Annotated in this window: 20 protein-coding genes; 14 read left to right on the top strand and 6 right to left on the bottom strand. The window is 51.8% G+C overall.

The genetic code is table 11. The features are described 5' to 3' along the window. Complete coding sequence (locus ACJJIJ_RS09265) at positions 1-933, bottom strand: PP2C family protein-serine/threonine phosphatase (protein WP_444886424.1); 933 nt, start codon at positions 931-933, stop codon at positions 1-3. A 329-nt stretch (positions 934-1,262) separates the two neighbouring features. On the opposite strand from ACJJIJ_RS09265, the gene ACJJIJ_RS09260 reads away from it, so the two are divergent. Next, a complete protein-coding gene (locus ACJJIJ_RS09260) occupies positions 1,263-2,144 on the top strand; it encodes an FHA domain-containing protein (protein WP_444886423.1) in 882 nt (293 codons plus the stop codon). Beyond that, positions 2,141-2,398 carry a glutaredoxin family protein gene (locus ACJJIJ_RS09255; protein ID WP_252081970.1) on the top strand — a complete coding sequence of 86 codons (258 nt, stop codon included), beginning with the start codon at positions 2,141-2,143 and terminating at the stop codon, positions 2,396-2,398. Before ACJJIJ_RS09260 ends, ACJJIJ_RS09255 begins: the two co-directional genes overlap by 4 nt. A gap of 130 nt (positions 2,399-2,528) precedes the next feature. On the opposite strand, the gene ACJJIJ_RS09250 is transcribed toward ACJJIJ_RS09255, so the two are convergent. Continuing rightward, positions 2,529-4,532 carry a transglycosylase SLT domain-containing protein gene (locus ACJJIJ_RS09250; protein WP_444886421.1) on the bottom strand — a complete coding sequence of 668 codons (2,004 nt, stop codon included), beginning with the start codon at positions 4,530-4,532 and terminating at the stop codon, positions 2,529-2,531. A gap of 163 nt (positions 4,533-4,695) precedes the next feature. Here ACJJIJ_RS09250 and ACJJIJ_RS09245 point away from each other — a divergent pair, with 163 nt between their 5' ends. Beyond that, positions 4,696-6,561, top strand: a complete 1,866-nt coding sequence (locus ACJJIJ_RS09245; protein WP_444886420.1) for an ATP-binding cassette domain-containing protein — start codon at positions 4,696-4,698, stop codon at positions 6,559-6,561. Positions 6,562-6,620: 59 nt separating this feature from the next. On the opposite strand, the gene ACJJIJ_RS09240 is transcribed toward ACJJIJ_RS09245, so the two are convergent. Beyond that, on the bottom strand, positions 6,621-7,064 hold the full coding sequence (locus ACJJIJ_RS09240; protein WP_444884600.1) for a universal stress protein: 444 nt from the start codon (positions 7,062-7,064) through the stop codon (positions 6,621-6,623). A gap of 146 nt (positions 7,065-7,210) precedes the next feature. Here ACJJIJ_RS09240 and ACJJIJ_RS09235 point away from each other — a divergent pair, with 146 nt between their 5' ends. The 4 genes from ACJJIJ_RS09235 (at position 7,211) to ACJJIJ_RS09220 (ending at position 11,466) form a co-directional block, all read left to right on the top strand. Then, a complete protein-coding gene (locus ACJJIJ_RS09235) occupies positions 7,211-7,735 on the top strand; it encodes a hypothetical protein (RefSeq protein ID WP_252081966.1) in 525 nt (174 codons plus the stop codon). 214 nt (positions 7,736-7,949) lie between these two features. Beyond that, positions 7,950-10,619: a type I DNA topoisomerase gene (gene topA / locus ACJJIJ_RS09230; RefSeq protein ID WP_444886418.1), complete on the top strand. Its 2,670-nt coding sequence runs from the start codon at positions 7,950-7,952 to the stop codon at positions 10,617-10,619. After that, entirely contained in the window at positions 10,620-11,108 is a 489-nt protein-coding gene (locus ACJJIJ_RS09225; RefSeq protein WP_444939369.1) for a DUF6586 family protein, read from the top strand. Positions 11,109-11,211: 103 nt separating this feature from the next. Beyond that, positions 11,212-11,466: a hypothetical protein gene (locus tag ACJJIJ_RS09220; RefSeq protein ID WP_152453256.1), complete on the top strand. Its 255-nt coding sequence runs from the start codon at positions 11,212-11,214 to the stop codon at positions 11,464-11,466. 86 nt (positions 11,467-11,552) lie between these two features. On the opposite strand, the gene lexA is transcribed toward ACJJIJ_RS09220, so the two are convergent. After that, positions 11,553-12,158: a transcriptional repressor LexA gene (gene lexA, locus ACJJIJ_RS09215; protein WP_252081962.1), complete on the bottom strand. Its 606-nt coding sequence runs from the start codon at positions 12,156-12,158 to the stop codon at positions 11,553-11,555. A gap of 164 nt (positions 12,159-12,322) precedes the next feature. Here lexA and ACJJIJ_RS09210 point away from each other — a divergent pair, with 164 nt between their 5' ends. The 5 genes from ACJJIJ_RS09210 (at position 12,323) to ACJJIJ_RS09190 (ending at position 16,740) form a co-directional block, all read left to right on the top strand. Beyond that, positions 12,323-12,961: an LOG family protein gene (locus ACJJIJ_RS09210; RefSeq protein ID WP_252081961.1), complete on the top strand. Its 639-nt coding sequence runs from the start codon at positions 12,323-12,325 to the stop codon at positions 12,959-12,961. A 394-nt stretch (positions 12,962-13,355) separates the two neighbouring features. Next, positions 13,356-13,988: a TetR/AcrR family transcriptional regulator gene (locus ACJJIJ_RS09205; protein ID WP_252081960.1), complete on the top strand. Its 633-nt coding sequence runs from the start codon at positions 13,356-13,358 to the stop codon at positions 13,986-13,988. Between the two features lie 34 nt (positions 13,989-14,022). Then, positions 14,023-15,039: a beta-N-acetylhexosaminidase gene (gene nagZ / locus ACJJIJ_RS09200; RefSeq protein ID WP_444939368.1), complete on the top strand. Its 1,017-nt coding sequence runs from the start codon at positions 14,023-14,025 to the stop codon at positions 15,037-15,039. A 79-nt stretch (positions 15,040-15,118) separates the two neighbouring features. After that, positions 15,119-16,225 (top strand): mechanosensitive ion channel family protein, encoded by a 1,107-nt coding sequence (locus ACJJIJ_RS09195; protein WP_252081958.1) that lies wholly within the window; start codon positions 15,119-15,121, stop codon positions 16,223-16,225. Between the two features lie 299 nt (positions 16,226-16,524). Then, positions 16,525-16,740 (top strand): cold-shock protein, encoded by a 216-nt coding sequence (locus tag ACJJIJ_RS09190; protein WP_020413094.1) that lies wholly within the window; start codon positions 16,525-16,527, stop codon positions 16,738-16,740. A 662-nt stretch (positions 16,741-17,402) separates the two neighbouring features. Here the strand turns inward: ACJJIJ_RS09190 and ACJJIJ_RS09185 are convergent. Next, complete coding sequence (locus ACJJIJ_RS09185) at positions 17,403-18,362, bottom strand: CsiV family protein (RefSeq protein ID WP_444939367.1); 960 nt, start codon at positions 18,360-18,362, stop codon at positions 17,403-17,405. Positions 18,363-18,499: 137 nt separating this feature from the next. Continuing rightward, on the bottom strand, positions 18,500-21,979 hold the full coding sequence (mfd, locus tag ACJJIJ_RS09180; protein ID WP_444939366.1) for a transcription-repair coupling factor: 3,480 nt from the start codon (positions 21,977-21,979) through the stop codon (positions 18,500-18,502). Between the two features lie 306 nt (positions 21,980-22,285). Between mfd and ACJJIJ_RS09175 the strand changes: the two genes are divergently transcribed. Next, the gene (locus tag ACJJIJ_RS09175) at positions 22,286-23,746 is read left to right on the top strand and encodes a glyceraldehyde-3-phosphate dehydrogenase (RefSeq protein ID WP_444885908.1); all 1,461 of its coding nucleotides are present in this window, start codon (positions 22,286-22,288) and stop codon (positions 23,744-23,746) included. A 393-nt stretch (positions 23,747-24,139) separates the two neighbouring features. After that, positions 24,140-25,480 (top strand): Na(+)-translocating NADH-quinone reductase subunit A, encoded by a 1,341-nt coding sequence (locus tag ACJJIJ_RS09170; protein ID WP_444939365.1) that lies wholly within the window; start codon positions 24,140-24,142, stop codon positions 25,478-25,480. Position 25,481 lies beyond the last annotated feature (1 nt).

Raw genomic sequence — 25,481 nt, 5'->3', positions numbered from 1 at the left:
TTAAAATAGCTGGAATATTCCGCCTGCCAGTGCGGCAATTGCTCCGCAAGCAGCAAGTAAGGCCAGAAGTGGTCGCCAGCTTCTATTACTTTGGCTGTCACCATTAGTTTTGTTTTGTGCAGTGCTGCTGTGAGATTCTTGCGAAAAGCTTGGGGGAGGGGCGATAGCTGGTGCTTCGATAACCTGAACGGTGATATTGTCCTTGCCACCGGCATCAAGGGCTGCGTTTATGAGAAACTCAACTATTTGGTGGTTATTGGGGTTTTCAGCGATGATCCGGTTTATTTTTTCATTGGGTACTTCGGAACTGAGTCCATCGCTGCAAAGTAGAAGTTTTTGTCCTGAGCTCCAGCGATGAGATACCCGGTCAACTTCGAGCTTGGGGTTGGTACTACCGCCGATACATCGGGTAATAACGTGGCGATTTGGGTGGGTTGCGGCTTCCTCTGAGTTGATGGCACCAGAATCCATCAGCATCTGAACATAGGAGTGATCACTTGTCAGTTGGCTGAGTTCGCCGTTTTTGTCGCCCGGTGTCCAGAGGTAAGCTCGGCTATCTCCAACCCAATAGATGTGATAGTAATCGCCTTCCTCGGCGAGCACTACTGCGGTTGAGCCCATATTGGCAGTGCTGTGCTCATCACCTAGCAGTAGGGCGTGGGCCCTTTGTAGGGCACGCTCATAGTGGCGATCAGTTGCCGTACATTGTTGGATTTCTTCTACTACGGTCTGGCTGGCAATCTCGCCGGCGTGGTGTCCGCCCAAACCATCGGCGACAACCCAAATGCCTTTTTCCTCATCAGCCCAATAGGCATCTTCATTCTGCTCTCGCCGGTAGCCGGGATGAGTGGCGCCAGCGCTACGTGTAGCACTTGGGGTGTGTTGAACTGCTTCGCTGTGCCGCGATACCTCGCGAACTTTGGCTTCACTCACTGGCGTGCAACTACCTGTTATGGTTTCTCATCGTAACTGACGGTGATAGCCGATTTGGCAAAGATCCGTCTTTTCCTTGTGGTGCTGCAAGTGTACTTTACCCAACGACACCAATGGCAGCTGAATTGGTCACCCCTGCCTGAGCCGGATATTAGACCTTTGCGCCATTGTAAGCTGCAAACCCAATCACACGCTAATGATATTGCCCGTGTTAAACTCGGTTTTATCTTCAATCTGCAAATTTTTTTCAGGTTTTACTGTTAATTGGGACAGCCCCTTTATTTAGGCTGCCCTATATTCAGTCTCCTTAGGGCTGAGGAGCGTGATCAATGCTAAAACTTTGTGATGTAAACGATTCTGGCCAGAGTGTTTGGCTGGTAGCCCCCGGTGTAACGGTGGGGCGAGATCAGGGTTGTGATCTGTGTATACCGGATGACTCGATTGCGAAGTTACATCTAAAGATCGCGATTAAGGGGGGGCAGCTTACCCTGGGGAATGTTTCTGGAGACTCCCATGTACTGGTTAATGGGAAGCCGATGGCATCAGCCTGTCGAATCAAGCTGAACGATCAGATAACAATCGGTACTCGAACACTACAAATTATTGACCCCAAAGTAACAAAGCTTAATTCGAGCAAGTCGAAAAATACCGCCTGGGCGCTACGGGCAAATCACAAGGCGATAGCGGGGAAAGTGTTTCCTGTGAAGGGTGGCGCGGTGGTGGGGCGCTCTGAGGAGTGCGATATCACGTTTTCCTTGTCACACCTTTCACGTCGTCATGCAAGGTTGGAGGTGCGTGAAGGGTTGCTGTTCGCAATTGATCTCGGCTCGGCCAACGGGACATTCGTCAATGGTCGACGGATCACGGAAAGCCGTGTGCGAAGAGGCGATGAGCTGCGGTTTGATTCGTTGAGTTTTTCTGTTGTGGGCCCTGTGGATGATCTTGATCGCACTGCAGTGCGCCCTGCAATCTCTTCACATCTTATGAAGTCTCCAAAAATTGGCTCAGGTGAAGTGGCAGCTGAAGATGTCACTCAGAGATCCTTCTCGGCTTCTATCGCCGGGCTGCGGGAAGAGAGCCCAAGTATGGCTGAGCCCCAGGAGGAAAAACTTCAGCCACGTATCCCTATAAAAGCCTTGGGCTTGACTCTGTTATTGGTTGCCGGTGCTGCCGGATATTTTTGGGTTAATAACCAGGGAGTGTTCTCATGAGTTCGCCCCGTGAATTGCTGCTCTATACCACCCTTGGATGCAGCCTGTGCGAAAAGGCCAAGCTGGAAATATGGCCCCTGCTCGAGCAGTTTGGGTTGCGTTTAAGGGAGGTAGATATTGCCGATGATGACAATTTATTCGAGCGCTTTAGTCTTTTGATACCCGTGGTGGGGCTCGGTGATCCTGAAGACACTTATGCATGGCCCTTTCAGCAATCGCAGCTGCAAGCCTGGTTAGCCAAACGAATTGGTTAGGCGCCCTTCATTTATTGGGAGATAACTCCCACCTTAAGCCCTAATGACTCGGATTCCCAAGGGGGGGCTCTATTCCTATCAAACGGTATCAAAGTTAGGGCAGAGGTTTGTAAGGTTATTCTGAGGCACCTTAAAGTTTATTCCCTGCCTCATGCGCCTTGAGAAGTTGCAGCTTGGTGCCGCTCCGATAGGCATAAATTACCGTATAAGCGAGTACATTCTGTACATAATTCCTTGTTTCACTATAGGGAATCGTCTCGATCCAGACATCGTGTGGCAGACGCTGACGAGTCTCCTTTAACCACTTGGCAACCCGCGTTGGCCCCGCGTTGTAAGCGGCAGCGGCGAGGAAGCGATTGTTATCGAATCGATTTAACAGGGTGCTCAGGTAAAAGCTGCCAAGGGCAATATTAGTTTTGGGGCTTAGTAGATCCCAGCTGCGTCGATAGCGTACACCGGCGCGCTTTGCCGTTGCGCGTGCGGTAGAGGGTAGCAATTGCATTAGGCCCAATGCGCCAGACCGTGATTTGGCGTCGTGGCTGAAGTGGCTTTCCTGGCGGGCAACTGCGTAAATCATATAGGGCTCTAGAGGCGTGCTCTGCCGTCCAACCTGCTCACTTACACTTTCTACAATATCGGCAAAGGCCAGGGGGAAGCGGAGTTCCAGATCATCCAGGTAGTCTGCCGCAAGAACAGATTGAATGGATTTGTGATACCAACCCCATGCGCTTGCCACTTTGCCCGCGGCTAATAGCTCCTCGTGATCCATTTCCCGAGTAGCGTAGCTCCACTCACGCCGAGCATGGAATAGTTCACCAATAGCCTGCAATTCACGTGCCCTTTGTAAGCCGGTGTGCTGGGCCATCTGCTGCACTTGAATTGGCGTGATTGGCGCGGGGCGATCTACAAAGCTGTAATTTTGTCCGAGGGTATCGGCAGCAAGGAAACCGTAGTAACTGCGTTCCCGTGCAGCTTTTCGATAGAGCAGGGAGGCTGCGCCAGACTGCGCTTTACCATAAAGTTCTTCCAGTGAGCGGGCTTTCCAGTAGAGCCAGCGATCGCGCTGTTGCCGTTCGAGTGGCAGGCGATCAATCCAAAAGGCAACCTGCTCCCAGTCGAGCTCTCGCAGGGATTGCCGCGCCAGCCATTCAATGGAATATCCATCATCCATTGTGTGATTCTTGGTCAGTTGTAGCAGTCCCTGGGTATCGTCTTGACGAGCAAATTGTCGAGCCAGATGGCGGAGCATATTGGCTTGCTCCTTATCGTTAAACAGGAGGCTGGCACTATAGCGCTGCCATGCCTGTTCAGCGACGGCTGCATCTTCCCTAGCTAATCGATGCAATCCATGCAGAATAATTTCCCTGTGATGCTCCGGTGACTGTAAGAAGCGGGGGTAATTGAGAAGAAGCTTAGGTGATTTGTGCACCTCCCTTAGCAGGCCTGCTCTTTGTTGGAAGGGTTTGTCCATTTTCCTGGCGATATAGGAAGCGAGTTCTAGGTTATCCTCTTCTAGGGTGAGTAAATGGCGGGACCAAATCTTTTCCTGGGTTAGGCCGCCATTGCGCTTCCAGCGGGCAAAAACTGGGTCACACTCCTCTACTTGTGAGTGCCCAACCAGCCAGAGCTCGGTGGTTACTTGATCGGCATTGTCTTTGCTGCCATGGCGAAACAGTGCGTCGGCATAATAGCAACGCAGTGCCGCGCGCTTGTGTTTCTCAGGTTGAAAGTATTTTAGGTAGGTCTGAAATTGTCTCTGTTGCCCTAGCTCTCTAAGCAACCTAATACGCATCCAGTCACCCACCGCTGTTCCCTGATTCTCAGCGAGAAAGCGATCAATATCTTTTAGAGGCAATTGGCGCAATTTTCTTCCGATCGCCCAGTAGTCGAGATAGGGCACTAGAGGGTAATTCGCCAACTTGGCTTTCAATTGCTTTAACTGTTTTTTATTGCCGTATTTGATCGCTATCCTGGCTTGTTGTAATAGCTGGCGCTGGTTAGATATACCTGTGGCTGGCTTGTCTTGCTGAGACAACTCCTTCGATGATGCTTGTGGCTCTGCCTGGGCGCTGAGGCAGATCCAGACCATTAATGGGGCAATAAACTGGAAGAGTCGACTTGTGCTAACTGACATGACAGTAACCCCAAAGTTGAGTCTGGTCGCGCAAGTTTATGAGACGGCTTGGCAAAAAAGCGTAAAATAGCGAATTTTTCACAGGACCCGAAGTATCAATTTTCGTTTCATTCAACTAACTAGCGAGAATGTTAACCGGGTCTGTTAATTGTAGTGCCTAATTATGTTGCTTCTATTGGATGGGGTCAGTCTGCGTTACGGGACCCAGGTGCTTGCTGAAAACGTCAGTGCAAAAATTGAGCGGGGCGATCGTATTTGCCTTGTTGGCCGCAATGGAGAGGGTAAGTCCAGCCTGTTGCGTTTAATTGCGGGGCAGGTGGACCCAGATGCTGGGGAGATTGTGCGCGCGAGTGGGATGGTTATGGCGACCCTTGAGCAGGAGTTACCCGCAGGCTGTCTCGACTCTGTCTACCGATATGTTGCCGAGGGTCTGGGCCCTATAGGGCGTGTATTGGCTGGTTATCGAGAGGATCCATCGGCCGAGCTACAGGCCAAAATTGAAGCGGAGCACGGCTGGGATCTCCTGCCTAGAGTAGATAGCGTGCTCGACCGCCTCGGCTTGAGTCCTGATGAATCCGTGGCTGATCTCTCTGGAGGTTGGCAGCGCCGTGCAGCTCTCGCGCGCGCGCTGGTTACAGAGCCCGATCTGCTCATTCTCGATGAGCCCACCAACCATTTGGATATTGCCGCTGTGGAGTGGTTGGAAGGATTCCTCGATACTTTTAGGGGCGCGTTATTGTTCGTCAGCCACGATCGTGCTTTGGCGCAGCGGTTGGCTAGTACAGTCTGGGATTTGGATCGTGGATACCTACGGGTTTTTCGCTGCAAGTTTGGGCGTTACCAGGAAGAAAAAGAGAAACTTTTAGAAGAAGAGGCCAGAAACGAGGCGCTATTCGACAAAAAGCTAGCCCAGGAGGAAGCCTGGATTCGCCAGGGTATCAAGGCGCGACGCACCCGTAATGAAGGGCGGGTTCGGGCCTTGCAAGGACTCAGGCGCCAGAGAGAGGCGCGCCGAACTCAACAAGGCATTGCCAGAATGTCTCTCGATAGTGGAGAAACATCCGGTAAGTTGGTGGCTGAGCTTAGTAACGTTACCTTTGCCTACCCCAATGAGTCCCCCCTGATTCGCGACCTTTCATTTACCTTAATGCGCGGTGATAAGGTGGGATTGATTGGTCCTAATGGGGTTGGTAAAAGCACCTTAATTCGAGTGTTGCTCGGGGACCTTCAGCCTCAGTCCGGTCAGGTGCGTTTGGGTACAAAGCAGCAGGTAGCCTATTTTGACCAGCGCAGGGACCAATTAAATCCAGAACTTACCGTGTTGGATAATGTTGGTGGAGGGCGCGACTCTGTCACTATTGGCGGCAAAAGTCGCCACATCATGTCCTATTTGTCCGATTTCCTCTTTAGCGGTTTGAAAGCGCGGACCAAGGTAAGTGCGTTGAGTGGTGGTGAGCGCAATAGGGCTCTTCTGGCGAAATTATTCAGTCAGCCAGCCAATATTCTGGTGCTCGATGAGCCGACCAACGACCTGGATGTAGAAACCCTGGAGCTGCTTGAAAAGTTACTTCTGGAATTCACAGGCACAGTGTTATTAGTCAGTCACGACCGTGCATTTCTCGATAATGTTGTGGATTCCTGTCTGGCCTTTGAGGGAGATGGTCGTATCCGAGAGTATGTGGGTGGTTATGCGGACTTCATTCGCCAGGGGGGTAGCTTTGAACAGGAGTCAAAAGAGGAAAAAGTCCCCGAAGGCAAGGTGAAAGCGAAGCCGGTCGAAGCGGACAAGCCTCAGGTTAAGAAAAAGAAGCTCAGCTATAAGTTGCAACGTGAACTGGATGGCTTACCAGCCTTGATTGAACAGCTTGAAGTTGAAATTGGCGCTATAGAGGCTGAAGTAGCAGACCCTTCTTTTTATCAACAGGAGCAAGCCCAGGTGCAAAACCGGCTCAATTTACTGGCGGAGAAGCAAACTCAATTAGAGACCGCTTTTGATCGATGGTCGGAGTTGGAGGGGGGCGAAGAGTAAGGTTTGAGTATTGGAGAGAAGGGGTGCATGGCACCACTTCTCTCGCCGAAAGAGGGGGCTTATTCTTCGTCCACATATACCCTGACAGCTAAAACATCGCACTTGGCGCCGTGAAGAACCCCATTAGAGGTTGAGCCCAGCAGAAGAGCTAGGCCATGGCGTCCATGGCTACCGATAACAATAAGATCGACTTCTAGATCTTTGGCTAGGCGATGTATCTCGGTGGATGGTTGGCCCAAAATTACATGCTGTCGTTCAGTGGGGATATTCAGCGGTAGAGCGGCTTTGTGAAGCTGTTCCTTGGCCTGTCTCTGCAGCTGATCCTGTACCTCTGATAAATCCATGGGGATATCCCCACCATAGGCAAATGTCAGTGGCTCAATGGCATGCATCAAGCTGATTTCGGCATTGAAAGCTTCAGCGAGGGAGGCCGCTTTTTCCAGTACTTGCGAGGATTCTTCCGAGAGGTCCAGGCCCACCAATATTCGTTCATATTTCGCCATTTTCCATTAGCTCCTGTCTTTTCTATTTGCCCAGTGGGGCCTCTTACGACAGCTATTTTCAGTCTATCGCAAAAAAAACTGTTTGACATGGATCATATATGGCGCCGCAGAATAGGCCGTTTTTAAAACCATCATAAGGAACTTTTATGTCCGAATGGCTACCGGTAATCATAATTGGCTTTGCTATTGCCCTGGTGCTGGGGCCAGTGATGTGGCTGAAGCCCAATCAGCGCGACAGCCGTCTGGCTGATTTGCGTGGCCGTGCCGCCAGGGCAGGTATTACCGTGCAAATTCAAGCCTTACCTGAAGCTTTGGGGGAGGGGACCGCAGCGGTTTATTACTATCGGTGGAAGGATAGAAAGCGTCTACAGATTGGTTGGAAGCTACAGCGCCAGCGGATTACGCACGAAATGAATTTTGCCGGTAGTTGGGATTGGGGCAACAGTGTGAGAGCCCCCCAGGCAGCATGGCAGCAATTGCACCAGTTGTTGGATAGCTTGCCGGCGGATTGCTGTGCGATTATCGCAACCGATGTCGGATTGGGCGTGCAATGGCAGGAAAACGGTGGGGTCAAAGCTTTTTCGCAGCTGTCTGAGAGTTTGGCGGAGTACACCCCTCTTATAGAAGAATCTGTACGCAAGATCAGTCCCATTAAACTCCCAGAAGACTAGGGCGACAGGCATTTTAGCGGGCTGCTCAAATAGGGAAAATTGTCACAATTTTACCCTTTTCTGGGGGTGAAATTTGGCGAATAAGCACTAAAAGTTATCAGCTTTGCTTGACCGCGCCTTGACTGAGGCTTATATATTCGCGCAGCGCAGGCCCGATTGAAGGGCCTGAAATGCTTCGGATAGCAGTAAATTTTTCATTTGAAATCAAAGGCTTATGGGTAAATCACTGGTCATCGTCGAATCACCGGCCAAAGCGAAAACCATCAATAAATATCTCGGCAAGGACTTTGTTGTTAAGTCCAGCGTCGGTCATATTCGCGATTTGCCAACCGGTGGCGGCAACAAACAGCCCGTTGACGCAAAAGAACGGGCAAGGCGTGCGGCAGAGACTCGTAAGCTTTCCCCTGAGGCGAAAGAGGCTTACAAACGCAAGAAAAATCGTGCGCAGCTGATCAAGCGCATGGGGATCGACCCGGATAATAGCTGGCAGGCTCACTACGAAATTTTGCCAGGCAAGGAAAAAGTAGTCAGCGAATTGCAAAAGCTGGCTGAGAATGCCGATCACATTTATCTGGCAACGGATTTGGACCGCGAGGGAGAGGCGATCGCCTGGCACTTGCGGGAAGCAATTGGCGGTAATGACGAACGCTATCGCCGAGTGGTTTTTAATGAAATCACTAAGTCCGCGATCCAGGAGGCGTTCAAAGATCCCGGCCGCCTGAATATCAATCGGGTTCATGCCCAGCAGGCTCGCCGATTCCTCGATCGTATTGTTGGCTATATGGTCTCCCCACTATTGTGGGAGAAAGTTGCCCGAGGACTCTCTGCTGGCCGGGTGCAGTCGGTGGCAGTTCGTCTCGTGGTAGAGCGCGAACGTGAGATCCGCGCTTTCATTCCTGAGGAGTACTGGACGCTTTTCGCTGATACCGCTACCAGCAAAGCGAACAAGCTGCGGCTAGAGGTTAAAAAACAAGCTGGTGAAACTTTCCGCCCCACCAATGAAGCCGATGCGAATAGCGCGGTGAAATTGCTTCAGGGTAGTGAGTTTGTTGTTAGCGGTCGTGACGATAAGCCTACCAGTTCCAAGCCTAGTGCTCCCTTTATTACTTCGACACTGCAGCAGGCGGCTAGTAATCGTCTCGGTTTCAGTGTCAAGAAAACCATGACCCTTGCACAGCGTCTTTACGAAGCCGGTCATATTACATACATGCGTACCGATTCGACCAATCTAAGTAAAGAGGCGGTTGAGTCGGCCCGGCAGTATATCGGTGAGAATTTTGGCGATAAGTATCTGCCAGAAAAGCCCGTTAGTTATAGCAGCAAGGAGGGAGCGCAAGAGGCTCACGAGGCAATTCGTCCCTCCGATGTACGTGTTGCCCCCAATATGCTCTCAGGTGCGGAGCGGGATGCGGAGCGGCTCTACAATCTGATTTGGCAGCAGTTCGTCGCCTGTCAGATGACCCCGGCAAAATACACTTCCACCTCAATTGTGGTGAGTGCCGGTGACTTTGAGTTGCGTGCTCGCGGCCGAGTGATTCGTTTTGATGGCTTTCTCAAAGTTGCCCCTCCTGCGGGCAAGAAAGATGAAGATCTGCTGCTGCCTGATGTTCAGGTTGGCGATAAGCTGTCTCTGCAGCAGCTGGACCCGAAACAACATTTCACCAAGCCTCCGGCTCGTTTTAGCGAAGCCGCTCTGGTGAAAGAGCTGGAAAAGCGCGGTATTGGCCGGCCCTCAACCTATGCCTCTATTATTTCCACAATTCAGGATCGGGGCTATGTGCGGCTTGAGAACCGCCGTTTCTACGCGGAAAAAATGGGTGATATTGTCACCGACCGCCTCAGCGAAAGTTTTAAAAATCTGATGGACTACGGTTTTACCGCAAGCCTGGAGGAGTCTCTGGATGCGGTTGCCGATGGCGATAAAGGTTGGAAGCAGTTACTCGACGAGTTTTATCAGGATTTCTCCTCGCGGTTGGAAAAAGCTCAATCCAGTGATGCGGGTATGCGGCGCAACACGCCGACAGATACCGATATCGAGTGCAGTAAGTGCGGTCGCCATATGCAGATCCGCACAGGTTCTACCGGTGTATTCCTTGGTTGCTCCGGTTACGCGCTTCCTCCTAAGGAGCGCTGCACCAACACGATGAATCTGGTCTCAGGCGATGAGGCCGTGGACGCGGATAAGGACGAAGATGCCGAAACCCGCCAGCTGCGGGAGAAACGCCGCTGTCCCAAGTGCGGCACGGCGATGGATAGTTATCTGCTTGATGAGCAGAGAAAGCTACATATCTGCGGAAATAACCCAGACTGTAATGGTTACGAGGTAGAGCAGGGCACGTTCAAAATTAAGGGCTACGACGGTCCGATTATTGAGTGTGACAAGTGCGGTAGCGACATGCAGCTGAAGTCAGGCCGTTTTGGTAAATACTTTGGCTGTACTAACGAAGCCTGTAAGAACACCCGCAAGCTGTTGAAAAATGGCCAGCCGGCGCCACCCAAAATGGATCCGGTTCCTATGCCGGAGTTGGCTTGCCTGAAGGTTGAGGATCATTACATTCTCCGCGATGGTGCCTCCGGATTATTCCTGGCCGCCAGCCAGTTTCCGAAAAACCGTGAGACCCGTGCCCCGCTGATAAAAGAGCTACTGCCTCACCAAAGTGAGATTGACCCTAAGTACAGCTTCTTGTTCTCGGCCCCCTCACAGGATGATCAGGGGCGCGATACCGTAGTTCGCTTCAGTCGTAAGACCCAAGAGCAGTATGTTCAGTCCGAGGAGGACGGAAAGGCCACGGGTTGGAAGGCTTTTTATCGGGATGGCGCCTGGAAAGTCGAAGCGGCGGCCAAGAAAAAGCCGGCAGCTAAGAAAGCGGCGGCAAAAAAGTAAATGAGTAATCCCTATACCGGCCTAGTCACTTCGGCATTGCGTAAGAGCCAGCTGCTGGCCACAAGTAGTTATGACTCTACTATTCAGCGAATGGCCCTGGAAGAAGGTGCTTTGTTGCAGCTGTGGAAAGCCTATCAGGCTTTCCTGGCTGAACTGTCACACCAGCTGCAATTGGGTTTTGAGCCGGAGTCTGTAAAGGTTATTTTAGATAGCCTGCACAGCCAGGGGAGAGCGAGCCTTGAAGTAAGTGAACTGCAGTTATTACTCTCAGAGCCAGGGAGTTGGCTTAGCGAATTATTACGCGCGTGGAACCAGCTCTTAAGGCTGCCTACGTTAGCGGAGGAAAAGGGGCAAGCTGGCAACCTTATTCCGACCCACAATATCGCCGGACCAGTACCAATTGAGATTTCTTTCGAAGCGCTGCTTAAATGGTACAAAGCTCTCAGAGAGCTGATACTTAGACAGCGTGCCAATCTCGAGGAGTGCTAAGAGGGCTCCGCTACCTTTCTATTCATCTTTTTGCGCCCACTGAAACTTCTAAATTGCCTGTGGTACACTGGGCGCAAACTGATGTGCAGTGAAGGGAAAGCAAATGTCCTCCGAAACTTTTGAGATTATCGAGTTGGCCAATGGCGATGTGGCTCTGCGCCGTGCCGGCCATGAGGAGGACCCTCTGGTGAGTATTCGTTTCTCAGCCGAGAGTCTCCAATTTTTGCGAAAGCACAAGGTAGCAGTAGCCCGGGCCATGTTAGAGGCAGGTATAGAAGCCGTGCAAAATCTCGATGACCTGGAGCCAGGTTACTTTGAAGAGGAAGAGTCGATGCCGGTTAACCATACGATTCACTAATCTATGGTAAAGGCGAAAAATTAAGTGAAACAACAGCGGCTAGAAGCCGCTGTTGTTGTATTTGATTGGCGGTAAATCTTTTAGTCTCACGGAGTTTGGCGAATAACGCCCACCGCTAATCCTTCGATTACAAAGTTCTTATCCCGCATATCTACTTGAATGGTATCAAAGTCTTCGTTTTCAGGCAGGAGTTGTACCGTTGCCTGATTACCTTTACGGCGGAAGCGCTTAACGGTTACTTCATCATCAATCCGCGCAACCACAATCTGCCCGTTTCTGATTTGTTCGGTCTTCTGTACTGCCAGAAGGTCCCCGTCGAGAATGCCGGCATTTCGCATACTCATGCCGTGTACCCGCAATAAATAATCTGCCGGTGGGTGGAAGAAACTGGCGGGCAGGTCGCAATAATCCTCAATATGCTCGGCTGCCAGAATAGGGTTGCCTGCGGCGACACGCCCCACGATGGGAAGTCCCGATTGGTGGTCGGGAATTCGAATACCTCGGGAGGCACCGGCAACCATCTCAATGGCTCCTTTTCGTGCCAGTGCTTTGAGGTGTTCCTCTGCAGCGTTGGGCGAGCGAAAGCCCAGCTCTTGGGCGATTTCTGCGCGGGTGGGAGGGTAACCTGTGTCGTCCAGGTAGGCTTTTATCAGCTCTAATACTTGAGTCTGGCGTGCTGTGAGATTGGTCATAGATTTACCTAGCGTTTCTGTATTTTTATACAGTTGCTGGGATTATATACAGATTTAAGGATCTCGCAAACTGAGCACCTGCCTGCAGTCCAGCTGCTACATTGTTTAAGAAAACAAGGAATGAAAAGAAAAGTTGAAAGAACTGACAGCAAGGGAGAACAATAATGCTTGATGCGAAAATGGCTGAAGCCTGGAGAGTTCTGCGCATTCAATCTGAGTTGGTTGATGGAATTGAGCGTTTGGTTGCGCTTAACGGGGCGGTAACAGTTTTTGGCGGTGCGCGTTTCACTGAAGATAGCCAGGAATATCAGCAAGGGGTGAAGCTTGGGGAGCTTTTAGCAGCAGAGGGGATACCTGTGATGACCGGTGGCGGGCCGGGTCTGATGGAGGCGTGTAATCGTGGGGCTTTTGAGCAGCCTGGTACTTCAATCGGATTAAATATCGAGCTGCCTTTTGAGCAGGCAGCCAATCCTTACCAAGATATCAGTTTGAATTTTCGCTATTTCTTTGTGCGTAAATTTATGTTTGTGAAGCATGCCGTGGGCTTTGTGGGTTTACCCGGGGGCTACGGCACGCTGGACGAATTATTTGAGGCGCTGACATTAGTACAAACTCAAAAAGTACGGCGATTCCCAATAGTTTTGGTGGGCAAGCGTTATTGGGGAGGGCTGTACGATTGGCTGGTAGATACGGTATTGGAACGGAATTGTATCGACTCTGCTGATCTAGACCTGTTTCATGTGGTGGATGCAGTAGAAGAGGCTGCAGATTTGATTATGAAATATATGCGAGCCAGGGATTAAAAAGTTTTCGAGATGTCTAGGTTACTTTCTTTATTAATTAACAATCGGATAGGGCGAGGAGTAGGGGAGGCAGAAAAAACAGGAATACAGGAAGTAGAGGCCAAAATACAGAGCCTACGGCTGTGCCTCGTCCCTAAATAGTAGTTAGCGCCCCTATCTTTCTTCCCACGCAGTGGAATGCACTAAGGCCTATGGGAAGAGGTAGTGGTCAGTCGCTTCGGTAATTACATCTTATCCTGCCAATTTACCAAACCAATTTTGCCTATGGGGATTCGCCAGGTTGGACTTCCCCCTACAACCGTTCTTTCTGTATGTGCAATAAGCCGCCAGCGAGCTGGGAGTGTGCTACTCTGGCCGAAATTAAACAGCTGTTTTAAATGGTGGTTTGATATCTATGAGTCAGATGGATACCGTTAACCGCATCTTGGATGCTGCCGAAGCGCTCTTTGCCGAGCGCGGCTTTACCGAGACATCCCTTAGGACTATTACGAGTACTGCCGGAGTCAATCTGGCAGCCGTCAACTACCACTTTGGTTCTAAGAAAGAGTTGATCCAGGCGGTCTTTGAGCGTTTCCTAACACCATTTACCGATGCCCTGGAAGCAGAGTTGGATCGACGCATAGCTTCTGGCCAGCCACTTAAGGTTGAAGGGTTGTTGGAGAGCCTATACCGAGTTGGGTTGGGCAGTCTGGGCCAACTTGGGCTGGATGCTCAGCGCTTTATGCGCCTGCTGGGACTGGCTTATACACAGTTTCAGGGGCACTTACGCCGTTTTATAGTGTCTCGTTACGGTGATAGTTACCGACGCTTCGCAGGCCTATTGGCCGAGGCCTTACCGGGGGTTGATCCCGTGACTTTCTACTGGCGCCTGTATTTTATGTTAGGGGCCACTATTTTCACCTTGTCGAGCTACGATGCCATAGAGGCTATCCTGAGAGAGGATTTTGGTGCTCAGAGCAGCCTGCCGGAAACTTTGGAGCGCCTTGTGCCGGCCGCTTCGGCAATGCTAAAGGTGGAGTCCGGTTAAACTGCGCAGCTGGTGAATCTTAGAGGAACTGAATATGCCTGCATCACTCGGACCGGTGATGATCGATATCGAAGGGCAGAAGCTCACTGATGAGGATTGTGAGCTTTTGCGCCACCCGCTCGTGGGTGGTTTGATTTTCTTTGCGCGCAATTATCGCGATCGCGATCAGATTCAAGCTCTGATTGCCGATATTCGATCTGTGCGCCCAGAGATACTGCTGGCTGTTGATCAGGAGGGTGGGCGAGTACAGCGTTTTCGAGAGGGGTTCACGCGTTTGCCTTCCATGCAAAAGCTGTCCGCCGAGGCTTCAGCAGTACAGTTGCAGGATGTGGGTTGGTTGCTCGCCTCTGAGTTATTGGCTGTAGGGATGGATTTCAGTTTCGCCCCGGTATTGGATGCCGATGACAGCCACAGCCGAGTTATTGGAGATCGCAGTTTTTGTCCCGACCCCCATCACCTGACGGCTATTGCAAGGCCATTTATTCAAGGGATGCGTGAGGCCGGTATGGCTACAACCGGCAAGCACTTTCCAGGACACGGGCACGTGCTTGAAGACAGCCATGTGGAGCTTCCTCAAGATGAGCGCTCCCTGGAGCAGGTGCTGGCCAGCGATGCCTTGCCCTTTATTGACTGCATAAGGGCCGATGAACTGGATGCGGTGATGCCCGCTCACATTCGCTTCGTCAATATTGACAGTCAGCCGGTGGGTTTCTCCCGTTACTGGCTACAGGATATTTTGCGAGGACGGCTGGGTTTTCATGGGGTTATCTTCAGTGATGATCTGTCCATGGAGGGGGCGGGAGCTGCCGGTGGTTATGGGGAGAGAATCCGCGCTGCTCTGGAAGCGGGTTGTGATATGGGCGTAGTCTGCAATAACCGTGCAGGGGCTTTGGAGTCTCTCGCTGGGCTGCAGAACTTTATTCCCGCAGCGGAATCGAGTGAGCGTCTAAAAGCCATGCGGGGTAGACCCTCAATCACCTCTTGGGCGGAACTCGAAAAAAGTGAGCGCTGGCATAGAACTCGCAGCTGGTTAGCTTCAATAATGCAGTAGTTGAGAAATACCGGTTTCCGCAGCTTGCTCCAAGAACCTATGGGCGGCTGGAGCCGGTTTTATAAGCGGAGGGGGAATTGTGGAGTCCGTAGAGAGTGTGCTGTTGTCCTGGCTGGGTGATAACCGGGTTTGGATAATCTCTGTTTTTCTTATTGTATTAGCTTCCGCACTGGCGGCCTGGATTTTTGGCCGCTTTGTGCAAAAACTGGCTGCCAGGGCTGAGAAGACTGTCAATCCCTGGGATGATGCGCTGGTTGGGGCTCTCTCCCCTCCTGGACAAGTATTAATCTGGCTTTTGGGGCTCACAGTGGCTGCCCAGCGTGCGGGTCAGGCGACGGGTGCAGAGATTTTCTCCCTGGCAGAGCCTGCCCGCGAGATAGGCCTTATTCTGGTCCTCTCCTGGTTCGCTTGGCGCTTCTCGCACAGCGCGGAGCGTAACCTTTGCAATCCCCGCTATATTGGCAAGCCGATGGATGCCACCACGGTTAGAGCCATCGGCAAGCTGGTGCGGGCTTCGATCGCTATCACTGCGGGTATAGTGATTATGCAGTTCCTGGGCTATAGCGTCAGCGGCGTTTTGGCCTTTGGTGGCATTGGGGGGTTGGCGGTAGGCTTTGCCGCTAAAGACTTGCTGGCGAATTTCTTTGGTGGGCTGATGATTTACTTAGATCGCCCCTTTGCGGTTGGCGATTGGATACGCTCCCCGGACAAGGAGATTGAGGGGACTGTAGAAGATATTGGCTGGCGCCTGACTCGCATACGCACCTTTGATATGCGCCCGGTTTATGTGCCCAATAGTGTCTTCACGCAGATTTCTGTCGAGAACCCTTCGCGAATGCTCAATCGCAGGATCTTTGAAACTATTGGGGTTCGTTATGAAGATGGCCATTTAATGGCGCAGATAGTGGCAGATGTTAAGAAAATGTTACAGCATCACCCGGAAATAGATGCTAATCGGACCCTTATTGTTAATTTTAATAGTTTTGCAGCCTCATCCCTTGATTTCTTTATATACACCTTTACCAGAACGACAGAGTGGGTGAGATACCATGAAATCAAACAGGATGTTTTGTTGAATGTACTCAATATTATTGAGCGCCATGGTGCGTCTTGTGCATTTCCGACCTCGACGGTACATATTGCCGATATTCCTTCATTAGCGCGAGAAGCCGCGTTAGACAGTTGAGTATTGGGAGTGCGATAAGGTACAAATGTTTAGTTTAAATATCGCGTTTAATTGGGGTTTTGACGGTTAATTACGCCTATTGGTAAAAACGTAGTATTTATTTCACATAGAAACCTAGACACTGGCGCTGTTTTATCTAAGAATCAGGTTACGCCCTTTGGGTTACTCTCAATAGGGTGAAGCAAGATAGCATTCTGCATGGAGCAGTTTGTTAACAATGGGGTGGCGTTTGCCCCTCTTGCCGAATTGAGCAGTGAGGTAATAGAGGTAGGCGCAATAACAATAATGAGGTTTTCTCAATGAGTGATCGCGTTACAGGTACAGTGAAGTGGTTTAATAACGCACGGGGTTATGGCTTCATCACCTGTGGAGAAGGAACTGAAGATATTTTTGTTCACTATCGCAGCATTCGCGGAGAGGGTTATAAAACCCTTAACGAGGGGCAGGCGGTTGAGTTCGAAATGCAACAAGGTGACAAAGGACTGCTGGCGGAAGATGTTGTTCCCTGTGAGTGATTTTCGGATCACTCGTTGAAAGAACTGTTGTCGCGTAGAGTTTGCGGTGCCAGCCGCTAGCTCTGCCAGCGCCTCCAAAGCGGGCTTTTCAGCTCGCTTTTCTATTTCTCCATTCGCTTGGTTCAATATGTGTCTTATGGCGGTCTGCATACATATATGACCCGTTCCACGAGTTTCGTTATATTTTGAAATGTATTAATTACCTGCGCCTTTAATTTCTGAAAGCACTTCAGGCTATTTATGAAGCTTTAATAATCTTGAAACCAATTTAATGTTAGGAGTCAGGGTTTCAGTTCTGTCTGGCGGAATAAATTTAAAAATTTTTATTGCTGCTTCTTTATTGAGCTTTTTTATTTTATTTGGCTATTTTGCTTTTCTAGTGATTTTCACTTGGGTGAGGGTGTTGTAATAATGGGGTGAGTTTTTCTCTTCGCCTTCCGTGTCTTTGTACTAGTTTCTTGCTGGATATCGTTAAGTTGCTGCCTTTGTAAAATTTTATTTTATAAATTGCAGTCAAATTGGTTTGGTTGTGTTATCTGTTATGCCAGATTCGATTCGGCTTTTATAGATTTAGGAAAGTGTAATTTGTTTGGTTAAATATACTGTTGCATATGGAATACCCCCTTTGAAGGGGGGTATTTAAAAGAGTATTAATTGGCTGTTTATAAGGTAACTGGGGTGGTTTCTTCTGTGACTTCTTCGTTGCTTTCAGCCACAGTGCGAATTTCAATCAAAATACCAAAAGCCGGGTGGTCAATATAGTGTAGTTGGCCGCTTCGCATACGGCGCTCATGTTGTAAATGAGCGGCCCGCATCACATATACCGGTTGCTCAGTCGGGGCATCTAGGGTTATGGGCTCCTGGTCTCCTGCTGCGTTTGAGAGGTTATACCTATCCGGATTGGAAGCAATAAACCCTTCATTCGTGGCAGAGAAAGAAATTGTCTCCTCGGAGGGTGCTGGGGCAGTCTTGGGTCGATGAGGCAGGCGGATACCCTCCGCAGATGCGGGAGCAGAGAAATCATTGAGCCAAAGGTTTGTGCTCAGGTGCAAATAGCGTGAGACGCTCAGGGTAACAGACCCTTCCAGTTGGCTGTGTCCTGAAAAGGTTTCGCCACCATCAATCAGGATTGCTGGTGACTTGTGTTTTTGCTCCAAAACTTGGTGCCAAGCTTTGTGGAATAAAATGCGATCCCCGCCTCTCACTAGAGCTGCCGCCTTACTATCCAGCTTGGTGTCTACGGGGGAGAGGAGTAAGCGGAGGGGGGGAGCTTGGTCAGTATTGTGATCGCCGAACTCGCTGACTGCAAAGCTGACAGGCTCCTCGTCCAATGCTGTATCTTCTTGGGGGAGCTCTGTGGATTCAGGGAGTGCGGTTGCGACAGGGGATTCTGCTTTTTCCTCCCGGGGTGCAGGGGTGTCAAAGTCCACCCAGCGAGCAGGGTAGGTGAGGCTCGGCTCCGCAGGCCAGGTTTCATTGGTTTGTGCCATACCTTGGGGGCGTTCGAACACGATCATCTCGATTTCGAAAGTATTGCCGGCGTAGTTCGCCGCCTGTGAGGCCGTGGCGGAGAGTGCCAGGGCAAGTGTAGAGCAGAGGTGCACTATCTTTTTTATGGTCATTGGGTTACCACTTTCTTCCATCTGTCCTGTCTATCGTCAGAGCAGGGTGAGTATTTCGCGGCCAGCTATATAGGCCGGGATTGTGGCAGGGGGTGGCCCCCCTGTCGATCGATCAGGTCACTAGCTGCCGGATACTATCACTGGGCTAAGCGCTCCAGCACTTCGCTTATTTCCTGTAGCTTGCGGTCGGCGCCCTCTTCATCAAGGCTGAAGTTCAGCTGGTTGGCGCCGGCCAGCTGGTAGCGTCCCGGCTGTGTTTGCACTAATTTCACCAGGGTGAGGGGGTCTACTTGGGTATTTTCGGCAAACTCGATGCGGCCTCGAGCGGCGGAGGCTTCCAATTTGCGAATGCCCATTTTATCGGCCTTCAGTTTTATTTCGGTGGTGCGGAACAGGTGTTTGACCGGTTCTGGCAGTAGACCAAAGCGGTCGATCATCTCCACCTGTAACTCCTTCAGTTGTTGGCGATCAATGGCATTGGCGATACGTTTGTACATCATTAGACGGCCATGGACATCCGGCAAGTAGTCCTCTGGAATCAGCGCCGGTACCCGCAGATTGACATCTACAGTCGGGGACTCCAGGGGGTCGTCGATATTGGGAGTGCGCCCCTCGCGAATGGCTTTTACCGCGCGGTCGAGCATCTCCATATACAGGTTGAAGCCGACACTCTGGATTTGCCCGCTCTGTTCCTCACCAAGTAACTCGCCGGCGCCGCGGATTTCCAGATCGTGGGTCGCTAGAGTGAATCCAGCCCCAAGATCCTGGGCTTCACTGATTGCTTCCAGCCGCTTGACCGCGTCGCCAGTCATTGAGCGTTTGTTGGGGGTCAGCAAGTAGGCATAGGCTTGGTGGTGGGATCGCCCCACACGACCACGCAGCTGGTGCAGCTGGGCCAGGCCAAATTTGTCTGCGCGTTCGATCAGTATTGTGTTAGCAGTTGGGACGTCGATACCGGTTTCGATAATGGTGGTACACACCAAAACATTAAAGCGCTTGTGGTAAAAGTCACTCATGACCTGCTCCAGTTCGCGCTCACGCATCTGACCGTGACCGATACCGATGCGGGCCTCGGGAATCAGCTCCTGTAATTCTCGGGCGATACGCTCAATGCTTTTCACTTCATTGTGCAGGAAATACACCTGGCCGCCACGGAGGATCTCCCGCAGTATGGCCTCCTTCACCAGTGCATCGTCGCGCTCGCGCACGAAAGTTTTTACAGAGAGGCGTCGCGCCGGCGGCGTGGCGATGACTGATAGATCGCGAATGCCGGCCATTGCCATATTTAAAGTGCGCGGGATCGGTGTGGCGGTTAGGTTGAGGATATCCACTTCGGCACGCAGGCTCTTGAGGCGTTCTTTCTGGCGTACCCCAAAGCGGTGTTCTTCGTCGATAATCAGCAGTCCGAGATTCTTAAAATCCAGGTCGCTCTGTAGAAGCTTATGGGTACCGACAAGGATATCCACTTTGCCACTGGCTATCTTCTCTTTCACGCTGTCCACTTCTTTGCCTGAACGGAAGCGGGAGATCACTTCAATATTGATGGGCCAGTCGGCGAAGCGATCTTGGAAAGACTGAAAATGTTGTTGCGCTAATAGGGTGGTGGGTACCAGCATGGCCACTTGCTTGCCGGCATGGGCGGCGACAAAGGCCGCACGCATAGCGACTTCGGTTTTACCAAAGCCCACATCGCCACACACCAGTCGGTCCATGGGCTTTTTCGACTGCATGTCGCCAATCACGGCTTCAATAGCCTGCTGCTGGTCTGGTGTTTCCTCGAAGGGGAAGCCGGCTGAAAATTCTCTATAAGCCAGCTTGGGGTCGGCAAAAGCGTGACCTACACGGGCTTCGCGGCGCGCATAGATATCCAGGAGTTCGGCAGCGGCATCACGAACTTTTTCGGCGGCTTTGCGCTTGGCTTTTTGCCACTGTTCGCTGCCCATTTTATGCAGTGGAGCCAGGGCCTCATCGGCACCGGAGTAACGGCTGATCAGGTGCAGGCTGGCTACGGGAACATAGAGCTTAGCTTCATTGGCGTATTCCAGAGTCAAGAACTCGGCAGGCTGCCCATCGATTTCCAGGTGTTGCAGGCCGCGGTAGCGTCCCACTCCTTGATCGATATGCACTACCGGGGCGCCGATACGCAATTCGGCCAGGTTTTTGACTGCATTGTCTGCATCATCTTTGGCTTTTTTGCGGCGGCGCTGTTGTAGCACCCGCTCGCCAAATAACTGCGGCTCCGCGATCAGGTTGACGGCAGGATCGGTCAGTAACAGGCCCTGATCCAGGGGCGCTACGGTGATCCCGATGGATTCATTGCTTTGGAGGAATTCTTCCCAGCTGGCATAGGTTGGGGGATTCAGGCGAATACCTTTTAAAAGCTCCAGTAATGCCTCACGGCGCCCGCTGCTTTCGGCACAGAAGAGCACTTGCCCGGAGTACTCCATCAGGTAACTTTCCAGGGCGGCCATTGGCTGCTCGGCCTTGCCGTCTACCGGCAGGGTTGGAGGCATTTGGGTGGCAAAGTTGTAATTGCCCTGGGCATCGGGCAGCGTCTCTGCAGAGAAGATGGCCCTTGGCATCGATTTGAGCGCGCCATTGAATTCATCGACATCCATCAGAATCTGGCGTGGTTGAAGAATTGGGCGGGTCAGATCGCCACGGCGGCTCTCATAGCGGTTGCTGACCTCGCGCCAAAAGCTATCAACAGGTGCTTGCACATTTCCCTGAATAAAAGCCTGGCTGTTCTCGGGAAGGTAGTCGAATAGGCTCGCGCAATTGTTATCGAAAAATAGTGGCAGGTAGTATTCGATACCCGCTGGGGCAATTCCTGCACTGATATCCTGGTAGATGGGCACAAGACTGGGGTCCACCTGGAATTGTTCATGCCAGTTCTGCAGAAAGCCGGAAAGACCGGCCTTGTGCATTGGGAACTCTCTCGCGGGCAGCAGGTGAATAGTTTCCACCTTATCCACTGTGCGTTGGGTTTCTGGGTCAAAGGTGCGCAGGGATTCAATTTCATCGTCGAATAGATCGATGCGATAGGGCAGTGGACTGCCCATAGGGAAAATATCCATGAGTGAGCCGCGCACGGCAAACTCACCGTGTTCATAGACGGTATCTACACAGTGATAGCCTGCCTGCTCTAACAGGCGACGCTGGATATCAATATCAAATTGTTGCCCCTCATTGAGGATCAGCGCATTGCCGGCTACGTAATCACTTGGCGGCAGGCGATGCATTAAGGTGCTCACGGGCACTATGACAATACCGCTCCCCATTTGCGGCAGGCGGTAGAGGGTTGCCAGGCGGTCCGAGATAATATCCTGGTGTGGGGAGAAGGTATCGTAGGGGAGAATTTCCCAGTCTGGAAAATGAAAGATCTCAAAGTCGCCCTCTGAGGCTGCATCTCTCCGCGCTTTGTTAAAAAATTTCAGCTGTACCTCTAAGCGGTGCGCCTCGAGGCTGTCACGAGTGATCAGCAGTGTGGGGGATTGACTGTTGCGAGCAGCATTCAGAATGGCGAGTGCGGCCGCTGCGCCGTGAAGTTGTCCCCAGAATTGCCGGTCGGTGGTGCTGTGAAATTTGGGGGGAGTCAGGGGCTGTATATCGGTCATCGTTCCTTAAATATCCGCGCTTTCATTTGCTGTAGTGCCAGGGGCGGCTATTGTAGCCGCGATCGGATCGGGCTGCAGTCTATGATATCTGTGCCTGTGGTTTCGATCTCAAACGGCTGCAATTTTTGGGGGATTGCGTATCGCGAGGGCTTGTGACAACAAAAAGGTAGTTTTACTACATTTTTTTGGTTTTTTTTTGCGCAGTTGCGTAGCAGCGGGTGAATACTGATAATGCGCAGCCATACGGCCCCGAGTGGTTTGTGGGCCGTGATTTCCTGCCTATTAAACACATTGCAGAGGTGTCCGATAGTGACTCAGAAGCGACCGAAGCCCGCGGACTTTTTCAAGGACTGGAAACAGCGTGAAGCACTGGCTGAATCCATGATCCCGATGATTGGAAAGCTCAACCGTGAGAGCAACGTCGGTATTTATATGTACGGCCGCAACCTGGTTAATCGCTCAGTGCTGAGCATTATGAAAGCGCACCGCTTCGTGCGTCAGGTTGAGGAAAATGAACTCTCCGAGTTTGAAACCTTCCCTGTATTGGAAGCCATCTGCAAGATGGAGCTGGGTCCCGTACATATCGACCTGGGGACCATGACCAACAAGTACATGCGCGACGATCGCGGCTTGTCTGTGGATGAGTTTGTACGTGAAGAGCTGTCCGACGCAGCGGGTGCCGGCAAGCCTCTGCCTGAATCCAAAGATGTTGTGATCTACGGTTTTGGCCGTATCGGCCGTCTGGTTGCCCGCCTGCTGATCGACAAGGCCGGTAGTGGTGACGTTCTGCGTCTGCGCGCTATCGTACTGCGCAAGGGTAAGGCCCCCAACGATCTGGTGAAGCGCGCTTCTCTGCTGCGTCGCGACTCCGTACACGGTGCTTTCCAGGGCACTATCCGTGTAGACGAGGAGACCAACTCCCTGATCTGTAACGGTAATGAAATCAAGATTATCTACGCCAACTCCCCGCAGGAAGTGGATTACACTCAGCACGGTATCAACGATGCGATTATCGTTGACAGTACCGGTGTATGGCGCGATGAAGAAGGCCTGAGCCAGCACCTACAGAGCCCCGGCGCCTCCAAAGTGCTTCTGACTGCACCGGGCAAGGGCGATATCAAGAATATCGTTTACGGTATCAACAGTAGCGACATCAAGCCGGAAGACAAGGTGCTGTCTGCCGCTTCCTGTACCACTAACGCCATCGTGCCTGTGCTGAAGGCGATGATGGACGGTTACGGCGTTGAGCACGGCCACGTAGAAACTGTACACGCCTACACCAATGACCAGAACCTGATCGACAACTACCACAAAGGTGAGCGTCGCGGTCGCGCAGCAGCGCTGAATATGGTTCTGACTGAAACTGGTGCCGCCAAGGCGGTTGCCAAAGCGCTGCCGGAACTGAAAGGTAAGCTCACCGGTAACGCAATTCGCGTTCCAACCCCTAATGTTTCCATGGCGATCCTGAACCTGAACCTGGGTAAAGAGACCACCAAGGAAGAGCTGAACGAATATATGCGCGACGTGGCGCTGCACTCGCCACTGCGTCAGCAGATCGATTTCACCAACTCCCCGGAAGTGGTATCCAGCGATTTTGTTGGCTCCCGCGTTGCCTGCGTATTCGATTCCACTGCGACTATCGTGGATGGTAAGAACGCAGTGCTCTACTGCTGGTACGACAACGAGTTCGGTTATAGCTGTCAAGTGGTTCGCTGCTTGGAAGATATGGCTGGCGTTCGTTATGAGTTGTTCCCTAAGAAAGACTAAGGCGTCAGCTTAAGGTCTGCAGGTCGGCTCTTTGGGCTGACCATGAGGGTGGGGCGGCAGTCACAGCCGTCCGCCCACATCTTTCCAAATCCCTGTTTTTTCAGTAGAAATTTCCCTTCTAAGTGCCACTTTGGACGCTTCCAGACTGGTAAAGCTTTTGCCCCATCTTTATAATGCGCGCGATTTTGCGGGGCGGCCGTGCGCCGAGAAGTTAGCGCGCACAACCTTTAGTTAGCTTCCTTCCGCCCGGTCTACGGGTGAAACGGCATAAGCCCTCGCAGCACAGAATTCCACAGTATGGCTCGCCAGTCCGGGATTGACTGTTTTTCAGTTTGAACCTGGGCGGGTGGGCTTTATTGCAATTTTATAAACTAGAAACTTAGGCATAGGCGTATGAGAAAGATCCGTCGGGGATTGGACTTACCCATATCCGGCGCGCCCGAGCAGGTCATCCACAAAGGACCTGCGATCAAGACCGTTGCTGTTCTCGGCCCCGATTATCACGGGATGAAGCCGACAATGGCAGTGGCTGTAGGGGATCGCGTCAATCTTGGTCAGCTACTGTTCAGTGACAAAAAAACCGAAGGCGTGCGCTATACCGCGCCGGCCGCCGGTCGTGTTGTTGCTATCAATCGCGGTGCCCGCCGTGTTCTGCAATCCGTTGTGATTGGCATAGACGGCGATGCAGCAGAACAGTTCCAGAGCTATAGCGTAGATAAGCTATCTGGTCTGACGCGCGAACAGGTCGTTGAGAACCTGGTTGAATCCGGTATGTGGACCGCACTGCGTACCCGCCCGTTCAGCCGCGTTCCCGCTTTGGATGCTAAACCGGAAGCGGTGTTTATCAATGCGATGGACACCAATCCTCTCGCTGCCAACCCAGAAGTGGTCATTGCCGAGAACCCCAAAGCCTTCTCTCAGGGCGTTGAGATTCTTTCCAAGCTGGCGAAAACCACTTACGTCTGTACCGCTCCTGATGCAGATATCCCCGTACCGAGCGCTGCGAATATTCGCCGTGAAGCTTTTGCCGGTCCCCACCCGGCTGGCCTGTCCGGTACCCATATCCACTACTTGAACCCGGTTTCCGGCTCTCGCAGTGTACTTACCATTAATTACCAGGATGTGATCGCCGTAGGCAAACTGTTTACCACCGGTAAACTGTTCACCGATCGCGTTGTTTCCCTGGCCGGCCCTCAAGTTAAGCAGCCCCGACTTGTGCGCACTCGTCTCGGCGCCAGCCTGGAAACTTTGACTTCCGGTGAGTTGAAAGGTGATAACGACCGTGTTATTTCCGGCTCCGTATTTGGCGGCAGCACTGCTGAAGGTCCTTTGGGTTACCTGGGGCGTTACCATAATCAGGTATCTGTGCTGGAAGAGGGTGGTGAGCGTCCTTTCCTGCACTATCTGCGTGCCGGTAACAAGCGCTTCTCCGTTTTCCCGATTTACCTTTCGCGTCTGTTCAAGAACAGACTGTTCAACTTCACCACCAGTACTAACGGTTCCGAGCGTGCCATGGTACCGGTCGGCACTTATGAGAAGGTCATGCCGCTGGACGTACTGCCGACCCAGCTACTGCGCTCCCTGATCGTGGGTGATACCGCTATGGCCCAGAAACTGGGTGCTCTGGAGTTGGATGAGGAAGATCTGGCGCTGTGCACCTTTGTGTGTCCGGGCAAGTACGAATACGGCCCCATTTTGCGGGACAACCTGACCCGTATTGAGAAGGAGGGGTAAG

The sequence above is a fragment of the Microbulbifer mixtoriginis (SeqCode) genome (genome assembly GCF_052467945.1).
The sequence above is the reverse complement of the archived record's forward strand: the minus strand, read 5'-3'. Positions and strand labels throughout refer to the sequence as shown.